22 protein-coding genes and 1 riboswitch are annotated in these 21,464 nt (G+C 37.2%); of the genes, 18 read left to right on the forward strand and 4 right to left on the reverse strand.

All coding sequences use genetic code 11. The features are described from left to right. Positions 1-92: 92 nt before the first annotated feature. The 6 genes from JIN86_RS20835 (at position 93) to JIN86_RS20860 (ending at position 3,778) form a co-directional block, all read left to right on the forward strand. Positions 93-326: a hypothetical protein gene (locus tag JIN86_RS20835; protein ID WP_004225633.1), complete on the forward strand. Its 234-nt coding sequence runs from the start codon at positions 93-95 to the stop codon at positions 324-326. 44 nt (positions 327-370) lie between these two features. Continuing rightward, a complete protein-coding gene (locus JIN86_RS20840) occupies positions 371-580 on the forward strand; it encodes a hypothetical protein (RefSeq protein ID WP_004225632.1) in 210 nt (69 codons plus the stop codon). Between the two features lie 14 nt (positions 581-594). Further along, positions 595-792, forward strand: a complete 198-nt coding sequence (locus JIN86_RS20845) for a gamma-type small acid-soluble spore protein (RefSeq protein WP_004225630.1) — start codon at positions 595-597, stop codon at positions 790-792. Between the two features lie 77 nt (positions 793-869). Next, complete coding sequence (locus JIN86_RS20850; RefSeq protein WP_004225629.1) at positions 870-1,058, forward strand: cysteine-rich CWC family protein; 189 nt, start codon at positions 870-872, stop codon at positions 1,056-1,058. 102 nt (positions 1,059-1,160) lie between these two features. Beyond that, entirely contained in the window at positions 1,161-1,745 is a 585-nt protein-coding gene (locus tag JIN86_RS20855) for a DUF305 domain-containing protein (protein WP_004225628.1), read from the forward strand. A 281-nt stretch (positions 1,746-2,026) separates the two neighbouring features. Next, positions 2,027-3,778 (forward strand): methyl-accepting chemotaxis protein, encoded by a 1,752-nt coding sequence (locus JIN86_RS20860; protein ID WP_004225627.1) that lies wholly within the window; start codon positions 2,027-2,029, stop codon positions 3,776-3,778. A 40-nt stretch (positions 3,779-3,818) separates the two neighbouring features. On the opposite strand, the gene JIN86_RS20865 is transcribed toward JIN86_RS20860, so the two are convergent. Then, entirely contained in the window at positions 3,819-4,412 is a 594-nt protein-coding gene (locus JIN86_RS20865) for a metallophosphoesterase family protein (protein WP_004225625.1), read from the reverse strand. A gap of 244 nt (positions 4,413-4,656) precedes the next feature. Here JIN86_RS20865 and JIN86_RS20870 point away from each other — a divergent pair, with 244 nt between their 5' ends. The 9 genes from JIN86_RS20870 to JIN86_RS20910 all read left to right on the forward strand — a co-directional run bounded on the left by JIN86_RS20870 (position 4,657) and on the right by JIN86_RS20910 (position 17,252). Then, positions 4,657-6,153, forward strand: a complete 1,497-nt coding sequence (locus JIN86_RS20870; RefSeq protein WP_004225623.1) for a class I adenylate-forming enzyme family protein — start codon at positions 4,657-4,659, stop codon at positions 6,151-6,153. 126 nt (positions 6,154-6,279) lie between these two features. Further along, complete coding sequence (locus tag JIN86_RS20875; RefSeq protein WP_237497381.1) at positions 6,280-7,362, forward strand: C39 family peptidase; 1,083 nt, start codon at positions 6,280-6,282, stop codon at positions 7,360-7,362. 55 nt (positions 7,363-7,417) lie between these two features. Continuing rightward, positions 7,418-8,650, forward strand: coding sequence for a carboxylate--amine ligase (locus tag JIN86_RS20880; RefSeq protein ID WP_004225618.1), 1,233 nt, complete (start codon positions 7,418-7,420; stop codon positions 8,648-8,650). Next, positions 8,647-9,348 (forward strand): cysteate racemase, encoded by a 702-nt coding sequence (cuyB, locus tag JIN86_RS20885; RefSeq protein ID WP_004225616.1) that lies wholly within the window; start codon positions 8,647-8,649, stop codon positions 9,346-9,348. Before JIN86_RS20880 ends, cuyB begins: the two co-directional genes overlap by 4 nt. A gap of 215 nt (positions 9,349-9,563) precedes the next feature. Beyond that, a complete protein-coding gene (locus JIN86_RS20890) occupies positions 9,564-10,712 on the forward strand; it encodes a DEAD/DEAH box helicase (RefSeq protein WP_202342771.1) in 1,149 nt (382 codons plus the stop codon). Between the two features lies 1 nt (position 10,713). Beyond that, positions 10,714-11,943, forward strand: coding sequence for an aminopeptidase (locus JIN86_RS20895; protein WP_202342772.1), 1,230 nt, complete (start codon positions 10,714-10,716; stop codon positions 11,941-11,943). A gap of 30 nt (positions 11,944-11,973) precedes the next feature. Continuing rightward, a complete protein-coding gene (locus JIN86_RS20900; RefSeq protein ID WP_202342773.1) occupies positions 11,974-12,876 on the forward strand; it encodes an SGNH/GDSL hydrolase family protein in 903 nt (300 codons plus the stop codon). Positions 12,877-13,017: 141 nt separating this feature from the next. Beyond that, positions 13,018-14,175, forward strand: a complete 1,158-nt coding sequence (locus JIN86_RS20905; protein ID WP_009371561.1) for an exonuclease SbcCD subunit D — start codon at positions 13,018-13,020, stop codon at positions 14,173-14,175. Next, positions 14,172-17,252: an AAA family ATPase gene (locus JIN86_RS20910; RefSeq protein WP_004225604.1), complete on the forward strand. Its 3,081-nt coding sequence runs from the start codon at positions 14,172-14,174 to the stop codon at positions 17,250-17,252. Before JIN86_RS20905 ends, JIN86_RS20910 begins: the two co-directional genes overlap by 4 nt. Positions 17,253-17,292: 40 nt before the next feature. Here JIN86_RS20910 and JIN86_RS23835 read toward each other — a convergent pair whose 3' ends face one another. Both JIN86_RS23835 and JIN86_RS20915 read right to left on the reverse strand, forming a co-directional pair. Next, positions 17,293-17,415, reverse strand: coding sequence for a hypothetical protein (locus tag JIN86_RS23835; RefSeq protein ID WP_004225603.1), 123 nt, complete (start codon positions 17,413-17,415; stop codon positions 17,293-17,295). A gap of 55 nt (positions 17,416-17,470) precedes the next feature. Continuing rightward, entirely contained in the window at positions 17,471-17,794 is a 324-nt protein-coding gene (locus JIN86_RS20915; RefSeq protein WP_202342774.1) for a magnetosome magnetite crystal formation protein family, read from the reverse strand. Between the two features lie 125 nt (positions 17,795-17,919). Further along, positions 17,920-18,027, forward strand: a riboswitch (TPP riboswitch). Positions 18,028-18,161: 134 nt separating this feature from the next. Between JIN86_RS20915 and thiT the strand changes: the two genes are divergently transcribed. Both thiT and map read left to right on the forward strand, forming a co-directional pair. Further along, on the forward strand, positions 18,162-18,722 hold the full coding sequence (thiT, locus tag JIN86_RS20920; RefSeq protein WP_009371558.1) for an energy-coupled thiamine transporter ThiT: 561 nt from the start codon (positions 18,162-18,164) through the stop codon (positions 18,720-18,722). 162 nt (positions 18,723-18,884) lie between these two features. After that, the gene (map, locus tag JIN86_RS20925) at positions 18,885-19,640 is read left to right on the forward strand and encodes a type I methionyl aminopeptidase (protein ID WP_004225600.1); all 756 of its coding nucleotides are present in this window, start codon (positions 18,885-18,887) and stop codon (positions 19,638-19,640) included. Between the two features lie 29 nt (positions 19,641-19,669). On the opposite strand, the gene JIN86_RS20930 is transcribed toward map, so the two are convergent. Continuing rightward, the gene (locus tag JIN86_RS20930) at positions 19,670-20,383 is read right to left on the reverse strand and encodes a hypothetical protein (protein WP_004225598.1); all 714 of its coding nucleotides are present in this window, start codon (positions 20,381-20,383) and stop codon (positions 19,670-19,672) included. A gap of 199 nt (positions 20,384-20,582) precedes the next feature. Between JIN86_RS20930 and JIN86_RS20935 the strand changes: the two genes are divergently transcribed. Next, positions 20,583-21,407 carry a polyphosphate kinase 2 family protein gene (locus JIN86_RS20935; protein WP_004225596.1) on the forward strand — a complete coding sequence of 275 codons (825 nt, stop codon included), beginning with the start codon at positions 20,583-20,585 and terminating at the stop codon, positions 21,405-21,407. Positions 21,408-21,464 lie beyond the last annotated feature (57 nt).

Consider the following 21,464-nt stretch of genomic DNA (forward strand, 5'->3'; position numbering starts at 1 on the left):
CTTCAGAATGTTTGATGTAATTTTAGGAATGCAAGATTTTTCAGTTTCTGGACAGAATAAGCGGTGACATTGCAGGATTAAGGGGCATAAAGATGAAGGAATTTAAAATTACGTATTTTTTTGATGAGGTACATTATGTTCGAAGGTTCATTTTTATTGAATCACAACAAGAGGCAGAAAAATTAGTGAAAAATGAACGTGATCAATATATCTCCTTTACGGATAGTAGGGGGATATACCATGAACTGCACACAAAACATGTACGAGTTATTCAAATAGCTGAGTATCATCGAATTAATAAAAGTGCGAATGAGAAAGACACATAATCTGTTCAGCATTACACACATTATAGGAAAAGGAGTGTGACAGAATGGATATCGAAAAAATACCACATGAAAAGAAAATGTTCATGAATTTAAATAGTAAGGACAAGCCTGACATGGTTGAATCAGATACAATTAGTCTTTTCGATTTGCATGAGGATATGCAAACTGTGGATGCCATTCCGATAGAGGAACTCAATAAGCGAGTCAAAAGAGAAGGCGACGAATTAATTGAAATGCAGCCAGATGAATTATAGGAGGTGAAAAATCAATGAATCATGAAAAAGACGTCCAATTTACAGCTGCAGGAACAAATATTAATGAAGTGAAGCAAAAAAATGCACAGGCAGGATTATCCTATAATGAAGTAAAGGCGTTGTTAGCTAAAGGTGGTGGACATGGTACGTCTATTTATAGCGACACAGACATTGATGAAGTCAAACAAGACATACACAAACATCAACAATAAACGTTTTGGAGGAGCAAGGTATTGAGCGCTCTTCCCTTTTTATTTTACAATGGTGAAAAATAAAGGAGTTGTAAATCATGTCAACTGGAGAAATGAGATGTCCATTATGCGGAGGCGAAAACCATTGTGGCGTGGCAAAAGGCAAAAAAGAGTGCTGGTGTATGACAGTTAGCATTCCAGAAACCCTGTTAACTACAGTGCAAAGAGAGCCAAATCTATGCATTTGTTCAACATGCATAGCTACATATAAGAAAGAGCAAGTATAGTTTTTTACGATGATAAAGGTTGATAAAAATTGAGCAATTGGTACAATTGTCTATCGCACAACAACCTAGCAGGCATACATTACTCTGAAAGGAGTGTGTCTAATGGCTAAACCTATTGAACTCAGTAATGTGACAAAGGCATATTTAGAGGAATATCAGCGAATCCTCAAAAAAATGATGCAGGGTATGACCTATGTAACCATTACTTGTAGTATCTCAGAAAATTTTATTAAGCAAATCATCCCTCATCAAGTTGCAGCAATCCAAATGTCTGAAAATGTTTTACGTTATACAACGAATATACCTGTGCAAAATCTCGCCTTAGAAATCATTCGCACACATACAGAAATGGTTGAGAGTCTTGAAGCGATACAAAATCGCTGTTGTGTCGTACAAAATTCAGAGTATGAATTATACGAGTATATGTGTGCTTACAAAGAAATTACAGAAGCTATGTTCAATGCAATGTGTGCTCCACCAGTCTCTAATAGCATTAATATCAATTATCTTCGGGAAATGATCGTCCATCATCAGGGTGGTATACGACTGGCACAAAATGTGCTTAGATTCTGCATCTGTCAAGAGTTAATTCCAATCCTACGTTGCATGATTCAAACGCTGTGTGAGCAACTAGAAGCCATGGAAAAGCTACTGGATAGTTTACAAAATTGCGATTGCGAGTGCTAGCACTAACGAGAAGTTTATATGGGAAGAAGGCGCTAAATCAATCGGGATTTTAGCGCTTTTTCTGCGTAAAGACAGTGTTTAACTAAGAAAATAAGAAATTGTCAATAAAGTGGACGGAAAAATAATAAAGTGTAAAGAATTAAATGAGAATCTATTTTTGTTATTCTATTGTTGGTAAAATATATATGTTTTATTAGTTGAAGGTAATGAAGAGAAATCTATAATTGGCTTTAAAATATTGGTAATTTTATTTTACTTGAATACAACTAGGAGTGGGAGCTATGTTCAAAAGGAAGAAGATTAATCAAAGTTATGATTATTTTTCGGCTACGAAAAATTCAGACATCGAAACAAATGAACGCTTTAAGGAAAAATTGGATTTCCTTGCTTTATCTAGAATTAGAAGAGAATCTGTTGGATTTTTACGTAAAATTTATGAGAATAATCGACAGCATATACTCGATAATTTTTATGCTCGTCTACTGGAAATCCCAGAGTTTAATCATGTCATCAATACACATTCAACAGTAGAGCGCTTAAAAGGATTGTTTGATACACATTTCATTAGCTTATTTGATGATGAATTAGATTTAGATTATGTCTTTAAGCGTCGTAAAATTGCATATGTTCATGCAAGAATTGGTGTACTACCGAATTGGATGATTTCTGCCTATACACTGATTAATCAATTAATCATTCCACTTATTGTCAAAGAACTATCTCGTGATGAAGAAAAAATGCTGGATGTTTTATTGTCTTACGATAGCTTAGTAACAATTGATCAACAAATTATTTTAGAGACCTATATTGAAATTCAAGCAGGATCTGTAGTAAATGGATTAGGTGAAATAATTACTTATAATACACAGTTAGATACCATTAAGGAACTGATTGAATTTCAGGAGATTCAGCAACAGGAGATTGTTGCAGCAGATCAATTAATGCATGAGTTAGACGAAAGTATTGAAGAAATTGCCACATCAGTTGGTGATATTTCAGAGCAAACAAAGCATGCCTTTAAAAAATTAAATCAGGATTTGGAATCATTACAACAAGTATCATCTATTTTACAGACGACCGATGAAGGCCATAAATCAATGCAGGAAGACATTAGGCGTTTAGTTGAACGTGTAAATAGTGTAGCGAAATTAATGGAATTAATTAAAAAAATTGCAGATCAAACAAATTTGTTGGCTTTAAATGCATCAATAGAGGCCGCTCGTGCGGGAGAAGCAGGAAAAGGTTTTGCGGTTGTTGCAGAGGAAGTTCGGAAACTTGCTGATGATACAAGTACATCTGTCAAATCTATACATACAGATATACAGGAGCTACTTCATATTACCCATAATATTAGTTCATTGACGACTCAATTTTCCCAAGATTTACATCAAGGTGTTACAGATACCTTATATATATCACAGACGCTAGCTGAGCTAAATAAAAACTTACAGCAGCAGGGGGCGCGCTTTGAGGAAATAGCTACAACGACAAAGGTTCAGGCACAATCTGCTACTACTATTTCTGAACGTAACCATACAATTACAGAGAGCATGCAAAAAAGTAAGGTAATCGTTTTTGATATGGGCTCTGCCATTTATAAGTTAAGTAAAATGATTGATGGATACAGATCCACAACAATTTCTAAAAACTTTATTATTAGCCAAGAGGATATTATTGAATTAGCTATTACCGATCATCTATTGTGGAGATGGAAAATCTACAATTTGCTACTAGGCTTTGAAACGATGACGGAGCAGGATGTAGGGTCTCCAAAAGAATCACGCCTTGGCGAATGGTATTACGGCACAGGAAAGAAACTATTAGGTGATGAGCGTGTCTATGCAGAGTTAGAACAACCATTTATCCACGTCCATGATATAGCAAAAAAAGCAGTGCGTGAATACAATGTAGGCAATAAAACGGGCGCTGAAAAATACCTGAAAGAAATTACGGATGAATCGTATGTTGTAATTGAAAAATTAAAAGAGTTAAAGGAAATTTTATTGAGCGAGAAAAAGCAATATATTCATTAAAAAATGGAAAGCAAGCTAGTCTACATACTAGCTTGCTCTTTTATAGATGAATAGGTGGAACACACATAAATGTCACTGTACGCTTTTGGCTATCATAAAGACACCATTCACGGTGATTGATAACAGAGCCTACATTCACACCATATTGTTTGTCTTGTAACGCAATTGGTTGCCCGTAGCGAATACGAATCGGCAGCTTTTTTTGTTGATGATAAAGACCTGATTCGTGACTATGCCCAAAGAAAAATAATGGTTTTTGAAAGGGTGGGAAAGTCGGTTGCCAGCTTACATTCCACTTAAATTGATGTCCGTGCATAAGCGTGGCTCCTTCAATCTCTATTGTCTCAGGTAAAGCTTTAAAACGTTCAATGCCAGTGACCTGAGTAATACGTTCTTCTTGATTGCCTCGAATAGAGGGGAAGGTTAGTAGTTTTTCAAATTCACTTTCTACTATGGCCGCCTTTTGCAAAGGTAAGCCAGATATGGTTTGTGCCTTTTTCTTACTAACAGTGCATTCATATAAATCCCCTAACCCAATGATTTTTGCTTCCTCTGCTGTTTGTTGAATATGAGCTAGAACAGCTTTAGTGTCTTCTATATTAGAATGTAAATCTCCTAAAAGTGCATAAAGCATTTAAACCCGGCCTTTCCTAATAATAATGGTACAAGTATCATACACCCAATAGAAATTGCTAGAAAAGTAAAATGTCTAAGAATATTTCGTTACTTCAGCTACATATTTTGAATGTGTGGAAAAATTGCCAAGAAATACATTGCTTGATAAAATATAATCATAATTTTCTGAATATTAAGAAGTTTAATAGTTTCCCATTCTTGTTTATTCAGTAATAATAAAATGAATGTATGGAGGGCTTATAATGACGAAGTTTATGACAGATATTCTTGAAGACTATGCAGGGCAGCAACCAAATGCAATTGCAACCTTGTATGATGGAAAGGCATTAAGCTATCATGATTTTTATCAACGTGTAGAAAGATTTGCGGCTTACTTGCAGGAACAAGATTTTGAAAAAGATGATGTGATTGCCCTATATACGCTCAATTCAGATTTATTTTTAATCGCTTATTTAGGTGTCCAATTAGCTGGATTTATTGTGATGCCTATTAACACTAAATTAGCTGCTCCTGAGGTTGATTTTATTTTTACTCATTCACAAGCAAGGGGCTTAATTTTTGATGAAAGATTAACAGAGGTATTAGAGGACGTTTCCTATTCATTCCAACATACAATCGGATTTCAAGAAATGAAAAACATAATTGAGCATGATAATCATGCTAGAAAAATTGTGCAATTAGAGGCTGACGATACGGCAGTGGTCATGTATACGTCAGGAACAACAGGTAAACCCAAAGGCGTCATGCTAACGCATCAAAATATCGTGGCTACAGCAGATATTTGGTCATCTTCTATGAATATGTCGAGCAAGGACAAAATGTTTATTTGTACACCTTTGTTCCATTGTGCAGGTCTTCATGTATTTGCTATGCCTATGTTTTATCAAGGAGGAACAGTGGTCATTGAAGAAGCATTTTCACCAACTAAAACGTTAGCTCAAATTGTAGCTACTGAAACGACAATTTTCTTTGGTGTTCCATCTATGTATACGATCATATTAAATACTCCAGGATTCAAGGAACATAGCTTTAAGCATTTACGTTTATTATGTTACGGGGCTGCCCCTATGCCTTATGAGCTTGTAAAGCAAGTGAAAGAAGCATTTCCAAATGTAAAGGTTCAAAATCTTTATGGTCAAACTGAAAATTCACCTGCAGCTACCTCTTTATTAGATACAGATGCATTGACGAAAATTGGCTCAGTGGGAAAACCATTAGCACAGACAGAGGTTTGTGTAGTTGATAGCGATGGAAAGACCGTACCAGCTGGAGAGGTGGGCGAAATATGCGTAAGAGGACCACAAGTAATGAAGGGCTATTTGCGCAATCCAGAGGAAACAGCAAGAGCGATTAGGGATGGCTGGCTGTACTCAGGCGATTTAGGACGCTTTGATAAGGAAGGCTATTTATATATTGTAGATCGAAAAAAAGATATGATTATTCGCGGTGGAGAAAATATTTACCCAATCGAAATAGAAGAAGTTCTATATCAAATGCCGGAAATTTTAGAAGCAGCAGTGGTTGGATTGCCACATGAAGTATATGGAGAAGTACCAAAAGCATTTGTGGTGTTAAAGGAGGGGAAGTCTCTTGATGAAAATTCGATACTATCCTATTGTCAAACACGACTTGCCAAATATAAAGTACCATATGAAATTGAATTTTTAATAGAATTGCCACGTAATGCCTCTGGGAAGGTACTAAAGCATACATTACGACCGAAAGTAACAACGATTTAAGACAGTTCAATTATCCTTTGGCATAATTGCTATCCAGATTTTTGGAGTTTACTCGAAAAAGAGTCTTGTGAAACTCGCTATTAGTACAAAATATAGTTATTAAATCAAGATAAAATAGGAACGGCTATGAAAGTATCGTATAATAGAGTCTACGACAAATGGAATAATGAGTATGGCGAAGAGGCTGCTCTTCGCCTTAGAATAGGAGCGGAATTTGTCTTGTGGACGGGGTATAAACGCCTTTTACTTATTGGCATTTTGATTATTATGTTACTTTCAGGCTGTCAGCCATTTTCTCAGCAAGATGCTGAACAAGAAAAACAATTAACGGTTTTAACAGTAGAATTTAATAGCGGGGCACCTATTCCAAATCTCTTCCTTACGGTTACAGATGTACAAACAGGTGATGTAGTGGAAGAAGCGATTGGTTCAGAAGAGGGAGAAGCTATCTTTTCGAAGCTAAAGGCAGGGAGAGAATATGCAATTGCGGCAACGACACTTGAAAATAGTACGACAAATAATGGGTATACAACAATCGAGAATTTCACTTACGATACAACAAAGCCCTATTATCGATTGCAAACACACTTTTTAAGAGACGATCAGGAGTTAGATGTCCCTGTTGTCATGCAAAACCCTGAGCTGCCACATGGCTGTGAAATTACTTCACTTACAGCCGTATTAAATTATTTTGGAATGAATGTGTCAAAACTCGAAATGACTGACAAGTATTTACCAAAGCAAGAAATACGAACTGTAGGCCATCAACGTTTTGGACCAAATCCCAATGAAGCTTTTGCAGGTAATCCTCGTGATAAAGCTCGAGGCATGTATGTTTTTGCTGCTCCAATTGTCAAAGCGGCTGAGGCAGTTATTACAGATAAACAAGCTGACTTACATGTCAAAAATATGAGTAACGCCTCACAGGATGATATTTTACAGCTTGTGCGTGAAGGTATTCCTGTCGTGACATGGGTAACGCTAGATCTATCGAAGCCTAAACGAAAAGCAGAAAGAGGCTGGATTTATACAGGAGAAACGACTCCGCATGATGCTTTTATGAACTTACATGCAGTCGTCTTAACGGGACATTTAGGTGATAAGGTAGTCGTAATGGATCCTTTAAAAGGGTATGTGACTTACAATGTCGATCAATTTTTCAAAAGTTATCAGGAATTAGGCAAACAAGCTGTAGCTGTTCATAAATAAGCTATAAATCATTAGTATGTTACACTAATAAAAAAGTAAAAGTGAGTTGAGTAGAATGGCCATTGAGCACGTTTTTTTACCTGTTTTACTTGGAGATGAAATGAATGCTTATGGCATGGCCAGAGCATTTTACGAAGCCTATGGTGTGAAGCCACTTGCACTAAACCATACGAATATGGAAAAAATTCAACAAAGTGATTTATGGACTTTTCGTGAGATACCGCGACTTCATATCGAAGAAAGGTTTGTGACCGCTTTAAAAGCTATTGCGGAGGAGTTCCAAGACAAAAAATTACTGTTATTAGCCTGTGATGAATTTTATGTCAAAAAAATCGTTGAACATAAAGAGGAGTTAGCAGAGAATTTTCTAGTTCCTTATGTAGACGCCCCACTTGCGCATCAACTTTTAACTCGTGAAAGTATGTATGAACTATGCGCACAATTTGGTTTTCAATACCCTGCCACACATGTATGCACGGTGAATGATTATGAAGACTACGACATGCCATTTGATTATCCAATTGTCATTAAGCCGATGAATATGACAAAATATGCTACATGCATTTTTCCTGGTAAGAAAAAAGTATATATTGCATACGATAAGGATGAAAAGGACAGTATATTACGTGCTATCTATAAAGAATCAGCATATCGTGATGATTTGATGATACAACAATATATTCCTGGAGAAGATGCTAACATGCGGGTTGTTAATGCATATATAGGACAAGATGGGAAGGCAAAACTTCTTGCCGTAGGAAACCCTATTTTAGAAGAGCATTCTCCAAAAGGGATAGGACGTTATGTAGCGATTATGACAACCTATCATCAGGAATTAATGGATAATGTTAAGTCCTTTCTCGAAGCGATACAATTCCATGGCTTTGCCACATTTGATATGAAATATGATGATCGTGACGGTCAATATAAATTGTTGAGTATTGAATTACATAATGAACTTTCCAATTATTATGTGACGGCCAGTGGCTTTAATTTAATGCAGTATGTAGCGGACGATTATGTTCGAGGAAGTAAACAACAACTAACATATTTGAAGAACAAGCATCTTTGGACAATCGTACCGAATGGTGTGCTGTTCAAATATGTTCAAAATGAACAACTAGTAATGGAGGCGAAAAGTTTAATTCGACAAGGAATGGCTACAGATTCTATTTTTAACTATAAGGATATGAATGCAAAACGTTGGTTGAATGTCACGCTTGATAATTTAAGCTTCTATCGCAGCTATAAGAAATATTTTAATAACAAAGGTCTGTCTAACACATGAAAAAACAAACTTTAGGTATTATTGGTGGCGTTGGTCCACTTGCAACAATGTTTATAGGAGAAATGATTGTAAGGCGTACAAAGGCACAAAAAGATCAGGACCATTTACATACCATTATTGATAATGATACAAATATTCCTGACCGTACGGCTTATATTTTAGATAATACAAAGGAGAATCCGGTACCAGTGATTATTGAGGATGCAAAAAAACTAGCTTCGGTAGGAGCACACATAATTGCGATCCCTTGTAATACGGCGCATACGTTTTATCAAGAAATTGAAGAGGGTTCTCCTATACCTGTCTTGCATATGATTCGCGAAACAGCGAAGCGTGCTGCTGATTTAGGAGCAAAGCGAGTAGGTATTTTAGCAACAACAGGCACGTTAACATCACGGATGTATCAGGAAGCACTTGAGCAGTTTGGTATTACACCAGTTGTTCCAGATAATGAAATGAGATCCTATGTGATGTCAATCATTTATGATTATGTCAAGGCTGGGAAGGATGTTACGCTAGAAGACTGGCAACCGATAGAAGAGGCGATGCTAGCATTAAATTGTGATCGAATTGTATTAGGTTGTACAGAGCTTTCTATTGTTAACAGAGATTTGAAGCTAAGTGACATTTATATTGATTCATTAATCGTTTTAGCGGAATGTGCCATTTTAGCTTGTGGTTATGAATTAATCGATTAGTTGAATTGAAAAGAATCTGCTTGCTTTTCACGGGTAAGCTACAATTCTTGAAAGAGTTGTGGACAGGCTTACTTTTCCGTGTTGAGTGAAGCAGATTTTTTATGAAAGGAAGCAATGTTTCTTGAAACGATTAGATAATTGCTTACGTACATATAAAGTAGGAACCTACGGAGTGTGTTAAACTAGTGTCAAGTAGATAGAAGGTGGGAAATAACATGTCAGTCATTAATTTATTAAAAGAAGAACTACAAGCAAAATGGAACTTTGAAACACCCATGAAAATTCAAGATGAAATGATACCAGCTATGCTTGAAGGCAAAGATATTGTCGCGGAATCACCTACAGGATCAGGTAAAACGTTAGCATATGTCTTACCATTATTAAATAAAGTGAATGGGGCAAAAAAGCAAACGCAAGGACTGATCGTAGCTCCCTCGCAAGAGCTCGCTATGCAAATCGTAGAAGTTATACGTGAGTGGACAGCTGGAACAGACATTACTGTTCAACAGCTGATTGGTGGTGCCAATTCTGCTCGTCAAATTGAAAAGTTGAAGAAAAAGCCAACGATTGTTGTTGGCACACCTGGTCGTTTAAACGAATTAGCACGAGCAGGAAAATTAAAACTCAAAGAAGTCGAAACAGTTATTTTAGATGAATGTGATCAATTACTAAGTCGTGAATACCGTGTTGTTATCAAATCCTTTATCGAAGGTTCTGCCTATGGCCGACAAGTTGTTGTTGTGTCGGCTACGATTACAGAGGAAATTGAATTAGTGGCGAGTCGTATGATGTTTGAGCCACTGCGTTTTAAAATTAAGCCTGAGGACATGTTAAAGGTTGGTAAAGTTGTCCATTCTTTTGTGAAGGTAGAAGAACGTGATAAAACGGATTTCCTCCGCCGACTTTCCCATACAGAGGGTTTAAGAGCGTTGGCTTTTGTTAATAATATCGATCAATTATTAATGAAGGAAACAAAACTACAATACCGTTCAGCACCGATTGTCACGCTCCACTCTGATATGAAGAAAGAAGAACGGAAAAAAGCGTTAGATGCATTCCGTAAAGGAGACGCACGTATTTTAATTGCAACAGATATTGCAGCTCGTGGTTTAGATATTGCTGGTTTAACACATGTTATTCATGTTGATGTCCCACGAACAATTGAACAGTATTTGCATCGTTCTGGTCGTACTGGGCGTGCTGGAGCAGATGGTGAAGTATTAACCTTATTATCTTATCGTGATGAAAAAACCTATAAAAAATGGACAAGGGAAATTCCATGCAAGCCTGTGCAAAAAATATGGCATGATGGCGAGCTGATTGAGGGTAATTCTAAAACAATTGGACAGAAGCGAGGGAAATAGTATGACATTTGAAGAGAAATTACAGGCATATGCAGAGCTTGCAGTAAAAGTTGGTGTGAACATCCAACCAGGTCAGTACTTATTAGTCAATACATCTGTGGATGCTTTAGATTTTGCCCGTTTAGTTGTAAAAGAGGCTTATAAGGCTGGAGCAGGCCGTGTTCATGTAAATTTTTCCGATGATGAATTGGATCGTGCTTATTTTGAGCATGCTTCCGATGAGGAATTTAATCGCTTCCCTGAATGGGTTGTGAAAATGCGTGATGAACTGATTGAACGTAAAGGAGCTCTTTTATGGATTGATGCAGCAGATCCTGATAAGCTAACAGGAATTCCAGCAGACAGACTAGCAATACATCAAAAAGTATCAGGGGCAGCATTGAAAAACTATCGCAATGCAGTCATGAAGGATTTAATTGCCTGGTCCATTGTAGCAGTTCCTTCAGCTAAATGGGCAGCAAAGGTCTTCCCTCAATTAACAGAGGAGCAGCAAGTACCTGCATTATGGGAAGCTATCTTTAAAACGGTTCATATTGGAGAAGGCAATGCAGTTGATAATTGGCGTCAGCATGTAGCTAATTTAGAATCTCGTGCACAGCTTTTAAATAATAAAAAGTATGCAAAGCTTCACTATACAGCACCTGGTACAGATTTAACAATCGCTTTAGCACCACAACATAAATGGCTAACTGGTGGTAGTAAAACACCAGAAGATAATGTCTTTGTGGCCAATATGCCAACAGAAGAAGTTTATACACTGCCAATGAAACAAGGTGTAAACGGTTATGTTAGTAATACGAAGCCATTAGTCTATCAGGGCAATATCATCGATGGCTTTAAATTAACATTTGAAGAGGGCAAAATTATTAAGGCAGAGGCTGAAGTAGGACATGATTTATTGCAAGAGCTTATTCAAGTGGATGAAGGCTCAAGCTACCTAGGTGAAGTAGCACTTGTCCCTCACGAATCACCAATTTCAGCGTCGGAGATTCTATATTTCAATACGCTGTTTGATGAAAATGCTTCAAACCATTTAGCTATTGGTGAGGCATATCCGACTTGCTTAGAGGGCGGTAGAGACCTAGAAAACGGTCAACTTGAAGCATTGGGTGCCAATATTTCTGTGACACACGAAGATTTCATGATTGGCAGTGGTGAAATGGACATTGATGGTATTTTACCAGATGGTACGGTTGAGCCAATTTTCCGCAAGGGTAGCTGGGCTTTTTAATTTTTAGTCAATAAGAAAAGAGGGAAGCAGATGAAACGATTATGTAGCTTGCTAGGTATGACAGTATTATTCATGACAATTTGGGTTTCATCTGCTTTTGCTCAAACAGAAACCTATGTGGCTATTGGCGATTCCTTAGCAGCAGGTCAAACACCCTACAAAGAAATTGATGTAGGGTATAGTGATCTGATTGCCATGAAATTAAGTTCGATTGGTCAATTATCATTTTATACAAAAGAACTTGCTTTTCCAGGCTTTACTACGGCGGATGTATTAGAACGAATACGATCTGAGGAAGCGCAAAATTTATTGGCAAATGCGACACTTATTACAATTTCGGCAGGGGCTAATGATTTATTACGTCTTGTCCAAGTAAACCCAAATGCAGGGACCTTAGCTTTTTCACAGCTTCAGGCAGATTACGCTTTAAATTCGGCTAGAAAAAATATGCTATCGATTTTGGATGAATTAGAAGAACGTGCGCCTAAAGCAAAAATCTATGTCATAGGGTATTATTTTGCTTATCCAACAGTTCATCCGACGCAAAAAGAAGGAACAAACGCCCAGCTAGTTAGATTAAATACAATTTTACAACAACAAGCAGAGCAAGCTGGCGCAGCTTATATAAATGTCTATGATGCCTTTGGTTTGAATGCAACCAACTACTTACCAAATAGTGCCGATGTTCATCCAAATATTGAAGGCTATCGACAAATGGCTAACTCATTTTTACAGATTTATAGTGGGAGTGATGCTTTAAACATCTCTTCAGCAGAATTGCCAGAGCCAAATCCCAAATCATTTGAGGAAATCCTAAAGCAACAATCATCAGAGAAGCCTCGGAAGCAAAATGTGGCACAACATCAATCTCCTCGTATGACTTACGTAATTCAGGGATTCCCAGGATATAAGGCATTTATCAAATACATCTAAATAATCGATATCTAAGGCATCTTACCTATTAAGATGCTTTTTTCTATGAAAACCAATTTTGGCTAGAACTACTAAACCTTTAGTATGCACTAGATGGGGAATAGTCATGCTAAAATATAGAGAAGACTAGGAGGTACTAGAATGAAAATATTTCATACAGCAGATTGGCATTTAGGAAAGCTTGTTCAAGGTGTCTATATGACAGAAGATCAACATTATATTCTTCAACAATTTATACAAGCGATAGATGAGGAAAAACCAGATGTAATTATCATCGCAGGTGATTTATATGACCGTTCAATGCCTCCTATTGAGGCAGTTAATTTACTAAATGATGTATTAGCGAAAATAGTATTAGAAAAGAAGATTCCTGTTCTAGCAGTGGCGGGAAATCATGATAGTGCAGGTCGTTTAAATTTTGGTAGTCGTTTAATGCGTGATAGTGGTTTATATATTAAGGGCCAATTTACAAAAAATCATGCACCTATTGTTTTGAATGATCAACATGGAGAAGTACATTTTCATTTAGTGCCCTATGCAGAGCCAGCTACTATTCGCAACATCTTTGAAGATGAGTCAATCCGTTCTCATCAAGACGCCATGCGAAAAATTATTGAGCATATCACAGAAGACATGGACACAAGTAAGCGTCATGTTTTTGTTGGACATGCCTTTGTGACGAAGTATGGTGAGGAGGAAGCAAATACTAGTGATTCCGAGCGACCCCTTTCCATTGGAGGCTCAGATTGTGTGAATGCAGCTTTATTCAAACCTTTTCACTACACGGCTCTTGGGCACTTACATAAGGCACATTTTGTTTTAAACGAAACCATACGCTATGCAGGCTCTATCTTAAAATACTCGTTATCTGAGCATTTACATGAGAAAGGTTTTTTAATCATCGAATTAGACGAGCAAGGTAACACCACAGTAAGTAAAAGAAAGCTTGTGCCAAGAAGAGATCTACGAGTAATAGAAGGTCAATTAGAGGAGTTATTAACCTTCACACCAAGTGAGGATTATGTATTTGTTAGATTGACGGATAAAATATCTGTGACTTCACCAATGGAACGCATTCGTAGTGTATTTCCGCACGCTATGCATGTGGAGCGGAAGGTACTAAGACAAGATATGCCACGTGAACTACAAGTAGTAGAAGCTGAAAAACTAGAGGATATTGATTTATTCCGTTCATTCTTCACTGATATTATTGGCATTCAGCCTGATGAAGATACGGAACGCCTATTCACAGAGATGTTACAGGAGTTATTAGATGAGGAGCGAGAGACTGTAAAATGAAGCCATTAAAGTTAACAATTACTGCGTTTGGTCCCTATAAAGACACGGAAGTAATTGATTTTCAAGAGCTAGGGGAGCATCGATTGTTTGCCATTTCTGGAAAAACGGGTGCAGGTAAAACAACCATTTTCGATGCTATTTGCTATGCTCTTTACGGATCAGGTAGTGGGGAGGATCGACAGGATACAGCTTTACTAAGAAGCGGTTTTGCACATGATGAAGTTTATACAGCTGTAGAACTCGTCTTTGAAATGCATGGAAAAGTCTATCAAATAGTACGACAGCCAGGTCATATTAAAGAAAAAAATAAAACGGTTACTGGAAAGAAAATAGAGTTAGCAGAAGTAAAAGAGGGAAAGCTGGATTATAGCATTGTAGAGAAACAGCAAACGCTTGAAGTCGATAAGAAATTGCAGGAAATTATAGGTCTCACAAAAGATCAATTTAGCCAAATTGTCATGTTACCTCAAGGTGAATTTAGAAAACTATTAACCTCTGATTCAACAAATAAAGAAGTAATTTTACGGAAAATCTTTAAAACTGATCGTTTCGGTGTCATGGCAAAAAAGCTTGATGCCAAGCGTAAAGAAGCAGAAAGTGATCTTGAACGTGCCAAACAATTAAAAGAACATTTACTTGGTCAAATTGTGGGCGCCTTACCACAGCGTTCTTCCGCTTTATTCACATTGATTGCTGATAATACGGAAAATTTACATCAACTAACAGAGGCACTTGATGAGGAGCTTAGTTACTATAAGAAATGTGGAGAAGATGAACAGTCATACTATGAAGAAGCATATAGCCTTCATCAAAAAGAGCAGGAATATTATCGCTTAGCAAAAACGCTAAATGAGCAATTTGATGAACAAGCTAATCGACAGCAACGGCTGCAAATGCTTTTACAGCAGCAGGATTTATACCAAGCAAAGGAGAAGGAGATTGCTTTAGCAGAACAAGCAGAGCGACTTGTGCTGCTCGAACAACAATGCAAGGATTTACGTGCTGAACTGAATGTAAAGAAACTAGCTTTTCAACAAGCAAAGGTTAAGCAACAGCAGTCACAAGAAAAGTTGCAAGAAGCACAAGAAAAATATGAGATGGAGCAGGCTAAAGAATCTGAACGACAGCAAATCTTACAGCAGGAAATGCAGATGCTAGCGCTATTGCCGAAATTTGAAGCCTATGAAAACAATATACAACAGCTGCAAATAGCAGAGCAATATGCTGAAAATGCAAAACGAGCAGTAAATGATAACCTCAAACTTTTGGAAAATGAACAAGAGCAATTCCAGCATTTTTCTCGATCGTTAGAAGGCTATGAAAAACAGGTTGAACCCTATGAAAGCTATTTAGACCAATTACCGAAACTACGGGAACAAGTTGCTTTAATCAAGCAAGCGGAGAAATATGAACATGCCGTAGAGTTAGCTAAGCAGGATGTAGTTGCTTTAGACAGTCTCTATCAAGAAAGTAAAGAGGCTCTTCAACTTTTGCAGCAACGATGGCTGACGAGTCAAGCTAGTATTTTAGCAGAACAACTGAAGGAAGGAGAACCCTGTCCTGTTTGTGGTAGTATGACACATCAGAAAGCGCACAATGAGCAACTGGAAGTTATTGAGCTTGCTCAAGTGGAAGCATTAAGAGCGAAGGCATCATCAGACGAGCGTAAGTATTTAGAGAAAGAGGCATTTTTAGCATCAGCGCAGCAACTTCTTCAAGATACATGGCAACAACTTGAGGCGCAGCATATTAAACAAGAAGACCAATCACAGATCACCGCTACTTTACATGAAGTGGAACAAGAGATTGCTGCATTAAAAATTATTCAACATCAATTAGCTGATGTGCGATTGAAAATAAAGCATCAGCATGATCGAATAGAACAGCTACGAAATAAACATATGAAGCTAGAGCAATATTTAGCAGAGCAGATAAAAGAATGGACAAAATTACAAGCGGTTGTAGACGAACAACTTAAGCAGATGCCCCCTAATTTACCAACTTTACAGCAATTAAAGCAACAACTTAATGAAGTTAGCAAACAGAAAGAAGAGCTTCAAAAAAGTTGGCAAGTGAGTCAAGAAAATTTGCATGCAGCAAAGGAAACGGCTAGCAATGCAACACTAACTGTAGAAATTGCCAAACAGTCCTTTGAGGAATTACAGCTTAAAATGAATGAAAAGCTTCAGCAATTTACAGCAAATATGCAAGAATTAGGGTTCGAAAGCTATGAGGCTTATGCTACTGCTAAACGGAGTGCCATACAATTAGATGCACTTCGAAAAGCATGCAGTGACTATACTTTACAAGTGCACACGTTGCAAATCCAGATTACCGAAGGGGCTACCTATCTTCAAGGGAAAGAGAAGCAAGATTTAGAGGCAATGGAAGCAAGAGTAGAACAGCATCGAGTTTCCTATGAGGAAGCATTTAAACGTTTGCAACAGATGAATGGCTTTATACAAGCATGCCAAGGCTTTAGTGAAAAGGTGGAAGAAATAGCGAAAGAGCTTCATTTACTTGAACAAGAAGCAGGGCGAGTAAAGGAGCTCTATGGATTATTAAATGGACAAAACTCGAAAAAGCTATCCTTTGAGCGTTATATACAAATTAACTACTTAGATCAAATTACAGAAGCTGCCAATATACGTCTGTATCATTTATCAAACGGTCAATTTGAGCTTAGACGTTCAGATAGATTAGAAAAGCATGCGAAGCAAAGTGGCCTTGGTCTTGATGTTTATGATGCTTTTACAGATCAATTACGAGATGTCAAAACTTTATCAGGTGGCGAAAAATTTAATGCTTCGTTGAGCCTTGCATTGGGGATGGCAGATGTGATTCAAAGCTACCAAGGTAATATTCATATTGAAACGATGTTTATTGATGAGGGCTTTGGCTCGCTCGATGAGGAATCACTAAATAAAGCAATCGATACATTAATTGATTTGCAGGATTCTGGTCGTATGATTGGCGTTATTTCGCATGTGCCTGAATTGAAATCCGCGATGCCAGCAGTTTTACATGTGGAAAAAACATTAAATGGCCATAGTCAAACCCATTTTGAAGTGAAATAAAACGAAGGCGTATTTCCTCTAAAAGGAATACGCCTTCGTTTTATTTTTTTCGGGTTGTGGTTGTAGGCGTTGTGCCCTTTTTTGCAGCCATTACTTTTTTTACGATAGGAATAACAATAGGTGCTAACTTAACGGCAGTTTTTACAACGTTTGATACTTTCATCCCAAAACAGCTCCTTTTACAATTACTACTACCTGTTTCTCTTAAAAATAAAACATTAACGGATAACACGAACAGCCTGAATTATATTCCAAATCACAATACCGAGTGAGACGAGGGCATAGATGGCGAATGAAGCAAACCAAATAATCATCATCGTCTTGTTATTGGAGGTTGGATCTAAACTAAATGTAGAAAAAACAAAGACAATAAAGAATAGAATGCCAAAAACAAAAGGTATTAAATGAGAGACAAGTGCACGAATCGAATGGCTTTTTACATCACTGTCTTTTGTCACGAAATATACAATTAATGGAACGATAAAAGGGGCGAAGAAAATACTAAGATAACTAAAGGCAGCTAAAATTTTTTGATTCTCCATAGTTGTATCTCCTTTTTAAATATTTACGCATGAAAAACAGCAAAGTTTCAAAAAAATGATGTATGGAAGGTTGTAATCCTTCAATCCTTTGCGTACAATGAGATTGTTCAAATAAATTCAGATGTAACGACCACAAGGGGAGCTGATGATGTCAGCTGAGACTGGGCACGTAATGCCTTGACTCTTCGAACCTGTAAGTTAATGCTTGCGTAGGGATGTGGATAGAAACCGACACTTGTACGATGTGAGGCTCTGTCCTGACATCGTTTTTTCGTCCTTAAAGGAAAAAAGGTGTCAAAAAGAGACATATCAGCGCTTTTCTATTCCTGCTCTTGTATCCTACATCGGAACAAAGGAGAGAATATGTATGGACAAAAAAAGACTATTAATGCTAGTGGAGATTGCGATTTTTGCAGCGATTGGTCTCGTACTGGATCAGGTTTCCTTTAAAGTATGGGCACAAGGCGGCTCAGTTAGTCTTGTTATGGTACCAATTATGTTAATAGCATTTCGCTGGGGCTTAGTAGCTGGGCTAACAACTGGATTACTCGTAGGTGTAATGCAAACCATGTTTGGTGCTACGATTGTGCATTGGCTACAAGGATTCCTGGATTATGGCGTTGCTTTTACTGTTGTAGGATTAGCGGCGGTTGTACGTGGACCAGTGTTAGACGCTGCTAAACATATGAACAAAACAAAAATGGCACTTTATATAATCATAGGTACCGTTTTCGCAGGCTTCTTACGATACACAGCACATACAATTGCTGGTGCTGTATTTTTTGCCGAATATGCGGGTGACCAAAATGCATGGATCTATTCCATCATCTACAATGGTACATATATGCTACCAGCAACCATTTTAACGGCGATCGTTGGTGTTCTTTTATTCACAGCCGCTCCACAATTAATGCAAAGAAAAGCTTAATGCTAGTCCCTTCACGTGAGTGGAGGGACTTTTTTATCGTGAATAGCTCTTTTAGCACTTTGCAAAGTAGGAAAGCATACAATATTTAAAGCGTTTATCGTTATACCCATAAAAAGTTATGTTATATTAAAGAATAGATATTAGATGAAAGGGACGTTATACATGATTGTAAAAACGCAAGAAGAGATTGAAGCTTTTAAAAAAATAGGACGCATTTGTGCTGAGATTCGTGAAGCGATGAAAGCTGCAACAAAGCCAGGAGTTACAACACTTGAGCTTGATGAAATTGCTGGTCGCATGTTTGCAGAGGCTGGCGCTATTTCAGGACCAAAGGGAGAATATGATTTTCCAGGGTATACATGTATTAGTGTCAATGAAGAAGTAGCACATGGTATTCCAGGAAAGCGTGTTATTCAAGAAGGAGATATCGTAAATATTGATGTTTCTGGCTCTTTAAATGGCTATTTTGCTGACACAGGTATTTCATTTGTTGTGGGTGATGGCTATGAGGACAAAGAAAAGCTTTGCCGTGTTGCTAAAAGTGCCTTTGATCGAGCAATGACAAAAGTAAAGGCTGGATCTAAATTAAATCAAATTGGTAAAGCTGTTGAACGCGAGGCAAATGCTAATGGGTTAACTGTTATTATGAATTTAACAGGTCATGGCTTAGGTCAATCTTTACATGATGAACCAAACCATATTTTAAATTATTACGATGCATGGGATTCTACTATTATGAAAGAAGGTATGGTCCTTGCGGTTGAGCCATTTATCTCAGCAAATGCAGAGCATATCGTAGAAGCAGGTGATGGTTGGACATTCGTGACGCCTGATAAATCACTTGTAGCTCAAATCGAACATTCAGTCATTGTAACAAAAGATAAACCAATTATCTTAACGTCATTAGACGAAGAATAGGATGCAATGAAAAAATCCTGCTAACCAAATTATTTTTGGTAGGCAGGATTTTTTTTAATAAATAAAATGCCAACAAAGAGAACACCGCATAAAAATAAAGCGGCTGTAGTGACAAGTAGCTCATCAAAACCATTATGTATGGCGATTCCAATATAAGCCCAAATAAAAACACTTGGATACATAACATCAAAGTGATGGAAACGGATATGTAGCGCAATGGCTCCTCCTAAAGTAAGTAAAATCACTGCCCAAAGAGGCGTACTAAGACCAAAGCCGTTCCAACCATAAGCCGTTAACGTAAAGCTTGTATTTGTGATAAAAATAAATGTCATCCATGCTAAATAAATAGAGAAAGGAATACGACCAAACAAGGATTTGTTCTGAAGAGGGTACGTATTATACAACATAAACAAATACAAGACTAAGAGTAATGTAATGCCAAGAGAAACAATAAATAACTCATGGTGCCAGACATATATCATTAATGCTTGTAATATATTTATGCAACTAAAAAGCGCAGACTGTTTCAAAGTTGTCTTTTTTATGTTCATAACTAACCAATAACCGAGTAAAAAATAAATGATAATCCAAATTACATGACTTACACTAACTGGTGCAAATACTACAGAAAAACGATTAGCGATTTCTAGCGAAGATTGACCGTTGATGTTCACGAAAAAGGATGAAAAGGTTAGGATGATTGAGACAATATAAGAGATTGTCATCATGATAAACCGAGGCATGTTTTCCTCTCCCTTCGTGTTAGATTGTATAGGGAAAAGACAAATAAGTATAGTACTGTCACTTTTTTTATTATAACGGAAATTTCCAACAATGTATCGTGTTGTTTTACTAATAATACCTACAATTTACCATGTCTGATAGGCATCCATATATTTCTTTAGTACAATAAGAATAGCCAAATAAAAGGAGTGAAGTTTCATGACACAAAATTTGAAGAATCTAGATCTAACTGTTGAACTAGACAAAAAGATGTATAAAAAGAAATTAAAAGTACTCCAATATGAAATGTTGAATGCACAACAATTTTTATTAAAAAACAAGATTGGCTTGATCTTGGTATTCGAAGGAATGGATGCGGCTGGTAAAGGTGGCGCTATTAAACGATTAATCGAACGTGTCGATCCCCGCGGTTATGTTGTACATCCTATTTCTGCCCCTCAAGCTCATGAATTACGCTACAATTATTTACAACGGTTTTGGAGAAAATTGCCTCAACATGGGCAAATCGCTATTTTTGATCGCTCGTGGTATGGTCGCGTATTAGTAGAACGCATCGAAGGATTCGCAACAAAGGATGAATGGTCTCGTGCTTATGAAGAAATTAATAATTTCGAGAAGATTTTAACTGCAGGAGATTACATAATTATTAAGTTCTGGCTTCATGTTTCAGATGAGGAGCAATTAAAACGCTTTAAAGAACGTGAACAAAACCCTTATAAATCTTGGAAGTTAACAGCCGAGGATTGGCGCAATCGAGATAAAACACCTCAGTATATTGATGCAGCAAATGCGATGTTTGAAAAGACAGATAAAAAAGATGCACCATGGATCTTAGTCGCTGGAGATGACAAAAAGTATGCACGTGTTCAGGTGCTACAGGAAACTATTGCACACATTGAACGAGAGGCTCAAAGACGTGGTCTTCATTTAACAAATGTGTTAGACAATACACAACTAGAAGATGCTGATTCTTCCAGCTTAGAAATAGTAAACGAGAAAAAGAAAGAACAAAAAACTAAATAATTAAATTGTGCTGCTATGACAATAAGACATAAGCTGTTTTGGTTGTAGCAGCCTGTT

It is taken from the genome of Lysinibacillus sp. HST-98 (assembly GCF_016757845.1).
Taxonomy (GTDB): Bacteria; Bacillota; Bacilli; order Bacillales_A; family Planococcaceae; genus Lysinibacillus; species Lysinibacillus capsici.

Bases quoted from the DNA above. Each gene is read 5' to 3' on its own strand.
- JIN86_RS23835 (WP_004225603.1), bottom strand. From the start codon at position 17,415: ATGAAAGTATCAAACGTTGTAAAAACTGCCGTTAAGTTAGCACCTATT.
- thiT (WP_009371558.1), top strand. From the start codon at position 18,162: ATGGACAAAAAAAGACTATTAATGCTAGTGGAGATTGCGATTTTTGCA.
- JIN86_RS20935 (WP_004225596.1), top strand. From the start codon at position 20,583: ATGACACAAAATTTGAAGAATCTAGATCTAACTGTTGAACTAGACAAA.
- map (WP_004225600.1), top strand. From the start codon at position 18,885: ATGATTGTAAAAACGCAAGAAGAGATTGAAGCTTTTAAAAAAATAGGA.
- JIN86_RS20915 (WP_202342774.1), bottom strand. From the start codon at position 17,794: ATGGAGAATCAAAAAATTTTAGCTGCCTTTAGTTATCTTAGTATTTTC.
- JIN86_RS20930 (WP_004225598.1), bottom strand. From the start codon at position 20,383: ATGCCTCGGTTTATCATGATGACAATCTCTTATATTGTCTCAATCATC.
- cuyB (WP_004225616.1), top strand. From the start codon at position 8,647: ATGAAAAAACAAACTTTAGGTATTATTGGTGGCGTTGGTCCACTTGCA.
- JIN86_RS20850 (WP_004225629.1), top strand. From the start codon at position 870: ATGTCAACTGGAGAAATGAGATGTCCATTATGCGGAGGCGAAAACCAT.
- JIN86_RS20835 (WP_004225633.1), top strand. From the start codon at position 93: ATGAAGGAATTTAAAATTACGTATTTTTTTGATGAGGTACATTATGTT.
- JIN86_RS20900 (WP_202342773.1), top strand. From the start codon at position 11,974: ATGAAACGATTATGTAGCTTGCTAGGTATGACAGTATTATTCATGACA.
- JIN86_RS20855 (WP_004225628.1), top strand. From the start codon at position 1,161: ATGGCTAAACCTATTGAACTCAGTAATGTGACAAAGGCATATTTAGAG.
- JIN86_RS20840 (WP_004225632.1), top strand. From the start codon at position 371: ATGGATATCGAAAAAATACCACATGAAAAGAAAATGTTCATGAATTTA.
- JIN86_RS20905 (WP_009371561.1), top strand. From the start codon at position 13,018: ATGAAAATATTTCATACAGCAGATTGGCATTTAGGAAAGCTTGTTCAA.
- JIN86_RS20890 (WP_202342771.1), top strand. From the start codon at position 9,564: ATGTCAGTCATTAATTTATTAAAAGAAGAACTACAAGCAAAATGGAAC.
- JIN86_RS20845 (WP_004225630.1), top strand. From the start codon at position 595: ATGAATCATGAAAAAGACGTCCAATTTACAGCTGCAGGAACAAATATT.
- JIN86_RS20880 (WP_004225618.1), top strand. From the start codon at position 7,418: ATGGCCATTGAGCACGTTTTTTTACCTGTTTTACTTGGAGATGAAATG.
- JIN86_RS20865 (WP_004225625.1), bottom strand. From the start codon at position 4,412: ATGCTTTATGCACTTTTAGGAGATTTACATTCTAATATAGAAGACACT.
- JIN86_RS20870 (WP_004225623.1), top strand. From the start codon at position 4,657: ATGACGAAGTTTATGACAGATATTCTTGAAGACTATGCAGGGCAGCAA.
- JIN86_RS20895 (WP_202342772.1), top strand. From the start codon at position 10,714: ATGACATTTGAAGAGAAATTACAGGCATATGCAGAGCTTGCAGTAAAA.
- JIN86_RS20875 (WP_237497381.1), top strand. From the start codon at position 6,280: ATGAAAGTATCGTATAATAGAGTCTACGACAAATGGAATAATGAGTAT.
- JIN86_RS20860 (WP_004225627.1), top strand. From the start codon at position 2,027: ATGTTCAAAAGGAAGAAGATTAATCAAAGTTATGATTATTTTTCGGCT.
- JIN86_RS20910 (WP_004225604.1), top strand. From the start codon at position 14,172: ATGAAGCCATTAAAGTTAACAATTACTGCGTTTGGTCCCTATAAAGAC.